The following is a 4,767-nucleotide window of genomic DNA, read 5'->3' as shown; positions in this document are numbered from 1 at the left end:
CCAACGGCGGCAAGGTGGTGCTGACCGCCCAGGCCGCCGGCCTGCTGCTCAAGACCGTGGTCAACAATACCGGCCTGATCGAGGCCGAGACCATCGGCAGCCGCAACGGCATGATCAGCCTGCTCGGCGACATGCAGGGCGGCACGGTCAATGTCGGCGGTACGCTCGACGCCAGCGCCCCCTCCGGCGGTAACGGCGGCACGATCGAGACCTCGGCCTTCAACGTGAACGTCGCGGCGGGATCCCGCATCACCACCGCCGCGCCGGCCGGCGTGACCGGGACCTGGACCATCGATCCGGTCGACTTCACCGTCGGCAGCGCCCCCGGCGACAACATCACCGGCGCCCAGCTTTCCAAGGACCTGGTGACCAACAGCGTGATCATCAGCACGCTGACGGGCGCGACCAACGGCGAAGACGACGGTCAGACACCACCGCTGACCACGCTCACCTCGACCACCCTGGGCGGCAACGGCGACATCAACATCGAGGAGCCGGTGGCCTGGACGGCGTCCAGCAGCCCGACCACCCTGACCCTGAACGCGCTCCGCGACGTGAACGTGGACTTCCCGGTCAGCGCCACCAACGGCAACTTCGTGATCTGCTGCGGCCGTGACGCCAACATCCGGGCGCCGGTCACCACGGTCAGCGGCAGCATCCTGATCAGCGCCGGCGAGGACGTGAACCTGTTCCTCACGGGCGCCATGACCGCCACCAACGGCGACATCACCATCTGCGCCGGCAACAACGTCAATGTGGCCGACGCCATCACCCTGACCGACGGCAGCACCATTCCCTCCGAGGACCTGGGACTGGCCTTCGGCTTGACCATCATCGCCGGCAAGAATGGGACCGGGCCGGGCACGGCAGGGGGGACGCTGATCTTCGCAACCGGCACGCCGCCGATCACGGTCACCGCCGCGCCGACCAACATCTACTACAACCCCCCCTCCTATGCCGCGCCGACCGCCTTCAGCACCCACTTCACCCTGACCGAAGGCGCGATCGTCACCGAGTTCATGCTGCTTTTCCCGGCCGCGACCAAGGTCGCCGACGGCACGACCGCTGTGACCCTGTTGGGCTTCAACGGCGCTCCCGTAGGAGAGGTCAGTCTGCACGCGGACGCGGGCGCCACGGCCAACTTCGACACCGCCGTGGCTGGAACCGACATCGGCATCACCTATAGCGGCTACAGCCTGACCGGCGCCGATGCGGGCAAGTATTCCCTGGGCATCTCCTGCTGCGTCACAACGTTCAGGACCACGGGGACCATTACCCCCGCGCCCACGCCTACCCCAACCCCAACCCCGACGCCGACGCCTACACCCACCCCGACCCCGACACCGACACCGACCCCAACGCCCACTCCGACTCCAACCCCGACCCCGACCCCGACTCCTACGCCTACGCCTACTCCGACTCCGACTCCGACTCCGACCCCGACGCCTACGCCGACCCCAACCCCAACCCCAACGCCTACTCCGACTCCGACTCCGACTCCGACTCCGACTCCTACCCCGACGCCGACGCCCACACCGACTTCGACGATTCAGACGCCCACGGTGGCTGAAATCGCGCCTGTCGTTGTCGGCGCACCGGCGGGCCTGCAACTGGCCGTGTTGAGCGGCGGGGTCAGGATGCCCCTCATACCGGTAGTCGAAACCGAAACGATCCAGCCGTCGCCGATCGTCTTCAACGCACCCCTGGCCGTGCCGGCCGCACCCGTCCCCTATGTGGCGCCCGTCTATCCGCGCAAACAGGACCGGAACTAACGCCTTGCCGCGCACCATCGACCATCACGCCCGCCGCAAGGGCCTTGCGGCGATCGTCGCCGCGGGCCTCTGCGTCGGGTTGCTTGGGGGAGCTCCTTCCCAGGCTCAGACCGCCGCGGCGGTCGCGGCGCGGGCCGACTTCTCCGGCCAGTCCGCCTCGGGCGACGTGCGGCGAATGGCCGACTGGGTGGTGGTGACGCGCGACAATGTCGGCATGCCCTTCGTCATCATCGACAAGGTGGCGGCCCGTGTCTTCGTCTTCGACGCCCAGGGCCATCTGAGCGGCGCGGCGCCCGCCCTGGTCGGACTGACGCCGGGCGACGACATCGTTCCGGGGATCGGCGATAAGCCGCTGTCGGCGATCGGGCCGAAAGATCGCATCACGCCGGCGGGCCGCTTCGTCGCATCGCTCGGTCAGGACCTGGGCCAGAAGGACGTGCTTTGGGTGGACTACAAGGCGGGCGTCGCCCTGCACCGGGTGATCACCACCAATCCCAAGGAGCATCGGCTGCAGCGGCTTGCGGCGGCCTCGCCGCTGCAGCACCGCATCTCCTATGGCTGCATCAACGTACCGGCGGCCTTCTACGACGCGGTCGTCGACCCGGCCTTCGCCCGGACCAGCGGGGTGGTCTACATCCTACCGGAGACCCGGCCGCTCGAGCAGGTCTTCGCGCTGGCCAAGCCCTAGGCGTAGGACTCCGTCATCGCCGAATAGGCCAGGGTGCGCAGATCTCGACGCAGCGTCAGCCGGGCGTCGGTGCCCATCACCTGGGTCATGAACACCACCGCCAGGTCCTCCTTCGGGTCGATCCAGAAGGCGGTCGAGGCCGCGCCGCCCCAGAAATATTCGCCCAGGCTGCCCGGCAGACGGGTCTTGGCGACGTCGATGTTGACGCCGCAGCCGATCGAAAAGCCGATTCCCGAATAGCCCGCCTCGCTGAACGCGCCCGGCGGGGCCATGGAGGCCAATTCCTTGTTCTCCGGCAGGAAGTTCAGGCTGAACAGCTCGACGGTCTTGGGGCTGAGGATCTGCACCCCATCCAGCGTCCCCTTGCCCAGCATCATGCGGCAAAAGCGCATGTAGTCGTGGGTGGTCGAGACCAGGCCGCCGCCGCCGGATTCCAGCGATGGGCGTTTGGCGTAGGTGCTGGCTTGGCCGTCGTCCTGCACCTTCAGTCCACCGCCCGGCTTGGGCTGGTAGCAGGAGGTGAAGCGGTCGAGCTTTTCCGGCGGGCAGAAAAAGGCGGTGTCGGTCATGCCCAGCGGCTCGAACAGGCGCGTGCGCAGGAACTCGCCAAAGCTCATTCCCGACAGCTTCTGCACCAGGTAGCCCATCACATCGATGGAGACCGAATAGTTCCACTGCGTCCCGGGCGAGAACTCCAGCGGCAAGCCCGCCAGTTGCTCGACGAAAGTGTCCAGTCCGCCCGGGGTTTGGAAATCGTTGACCTTCAGCTTGCGATAGGCCGCATCGACGCTGGTCCGCATCATGAAACCATAGGTCAGGCCGGAGGTATGGGTGACCAGGTCGACCACCTTCATCGGCCGCTCGGGCTGGGTGGTCATGAACTGCGGCGGCTGGTCGGCCAGCAGGGTGGGCACGCCGCTGGCGTAGACGCCCATGCGCTTCCAGGACGGAATATGGGTGTGGACCGCGTCGTCGAGACCGAGCAGGCCTTCCTCGACCAGCATCATCAGCGCCACCGCGGTGATCGGCTTGGTCATCGAATAGATGCGGAAGATGGCGTCCTCGCGCATCGGCTTGTCGCGCTCGATGTCCATGTGACCGGTGAGGCCGGTGTGGACGATCTCGCCCTTGCGATAGACCTGCGTGATGAGGCCGGGCAGGTGGCCTGCGTCGACGTAACGCTCCTTCATGACCCGATCCAGGCGCTCAAGCCTGGGCTTGGAGAGACCTACCGATTCTGCTTTCGCCACGTCGCTTCTTCCCTTGTCTGGTTTGGGAAGACCTTAGCCGTCAGGCCAACGCGTTTGCAAACCGCTCGTAGGCCTCCGAGGTCTGCATCAGGCCGAGGCGGACAAGCTGGGCGCTGTCCTCAAACCGCACCGAGGCCGGCGACATCAGGTTGAAGCGCGGATCGGCCTGCAGCAGCTCGAGGTAGGCGGTGTATTCGTGCGCGCCGCTGTGGTGTTCGCCGCGCCCAACCTCGACGACCGCCCGCTCGTGAAAGTCCTGCAGGAACTTGAAATGCAGCAGACCACCGGCCAGGGCCGACAGCGGCAGCGGCGTCACATGGTGCGTCGAGGCCAGATACCGCGTTCCCGCACGCCATTTGATCAGCGGAATCTTGCTCACCGTCGGCGAGTGGTAGCGGCCTTGCAGCACCTGGCGGAACAGCCGGTCGCGCACGCCGCCATAGATGCGGGTATAGGGGAACTGGCTGACGGCCATGGTGCGGTATGGACCCCGGTCGAAATAGGCGCAGGTCCCGACCAGCGCCTGGCCGGGCGTGTGGATGCTCTCGCCCACCGGCCGGTCCGAATACATGTCGAGCATGAGCGAGAAGAGGCCGCGCGCTTCGGTCGTGTCCAGGAAGCGGCAGAGATCGGCCAGCCGGATCTGCTCGTAGCGGGGGTAGATGAACAGCTCGTCGGCATCGACGATCAGCACCCAATGGTCATCGGCGAAGGCGTCGAGGAGCTCGTTCACCCAAGCCATCCCCATGCTGTTGGCGGCAAAGCCGTCGGTACTGGAGAAGACGTGGAGGTCGGCTTGGGCAAGCAGGAAGTCCAGTGTCCCGTCGTCGGAGCCATTGTCGACGACCAGGAAGCGCTCGACGCCAAGCCGGCGGCAATGATCGTTGCGCACCACCATGCAGCCTCTGATCTCGCCCGCCCGTTCGGGGATAGGCCGGGCGTCCATCCGGGTCAGGGTCGGGGCCATCTGGACCGCTGTCAGCCGCTGTCGGCGGGAAAAGAATGGTGGACGCGACAGGGATCGAACCTGTGACCCCCTCGATGTCAACGAGGTGCT

At 66.6% G+C, this 4,767-nt stretch carries 4 protein-coding genes; 2 read left to right on the top strand and 2 right to left on the bottom strand.

Annotated elements, in window-relative coordinates; all coding sequences use genetic code 11:
- On the top strand, window positions 1-1,772 hold a 1,772-nt coding region (locus ACESMY_RS23430), incomplete at its 5' end, for a YDG domain-containing protein (protein WP_372787054.1).
- Between the two features lie 4 nt (window positions 1,773-1,776).
- Window positions 1,777-2,460 carry a L,D-transpeptidase gene (locus ACESMY_RS23425; RefSeq protein WP_372787053.1) on the top strand — a complete coding sequence of 228 codons (684 nt, stop codon included), beginning with the start codon at window positions 1,777-1,779 and terminating at the stop codon, window positions 2,458-2,460.
- On the opposite strand, the gene ACESMY_RS23420 is transcribed toward ACESMY_RS23425, so the two are convergent.
- Together ACESMY_RS23420 and ACESMY_RS23415 are read right to left on the bottom strand one after the other, a co-directional pair.
- Window positions 2,457-3,710 carry a serine hydrolase domain-containing protein gene (locus ACESMY_RS23420; protein ID WP_372787052.1) on the bottom strand — a complete coding sequence of 418 codons (1,254 nt, stop codon included), beginning with the start codon at window positions 3,708-3,710 and terminating at the stop codon, window positions 2,457-2,459. The two genes, ACESMY_RS23425 and ACESMY_RS23420, sit on opposite strands and share 4 nt — an antisense overlap.
- Before the next feature lie 40 nt (window positions 3,711-3,750).
- Complete coding sequence (locus tag ACESMY_RS23415) at window positions 3,751-4,677, bottom strand: glycosyltransferase family 2 protein (RefSeq protein WP_372787051.1); 927 nt, start codon at window positions 4,675-4,677, stop codon at window positions 3,751-3,753.
- Window positions 4,678-4,767 lie beyond the last annotated feature (90 nt).

This window comes from Phenylobacterium sp., from assembly GCF_041691455.1.
GTDB lineage: Bacteria > Pseudomonadota > Alphaproteobacteria > Caulobacterales > Caulobacteraceae > Phenylobacterium.
This window is presented reverse-complemented; position numbering and strand designations above follow the sequence as displayed.

Excerpts from the sequence above, each read along its gene's own strand:
- ACESMY_RS23415 (WP_372787051.1), bottom strand. The coding sequence starts at position 4,677 with ATGGCCCCGACCCTGACCCGGATGGACGCCCGGCCTATCCCCGAACGG.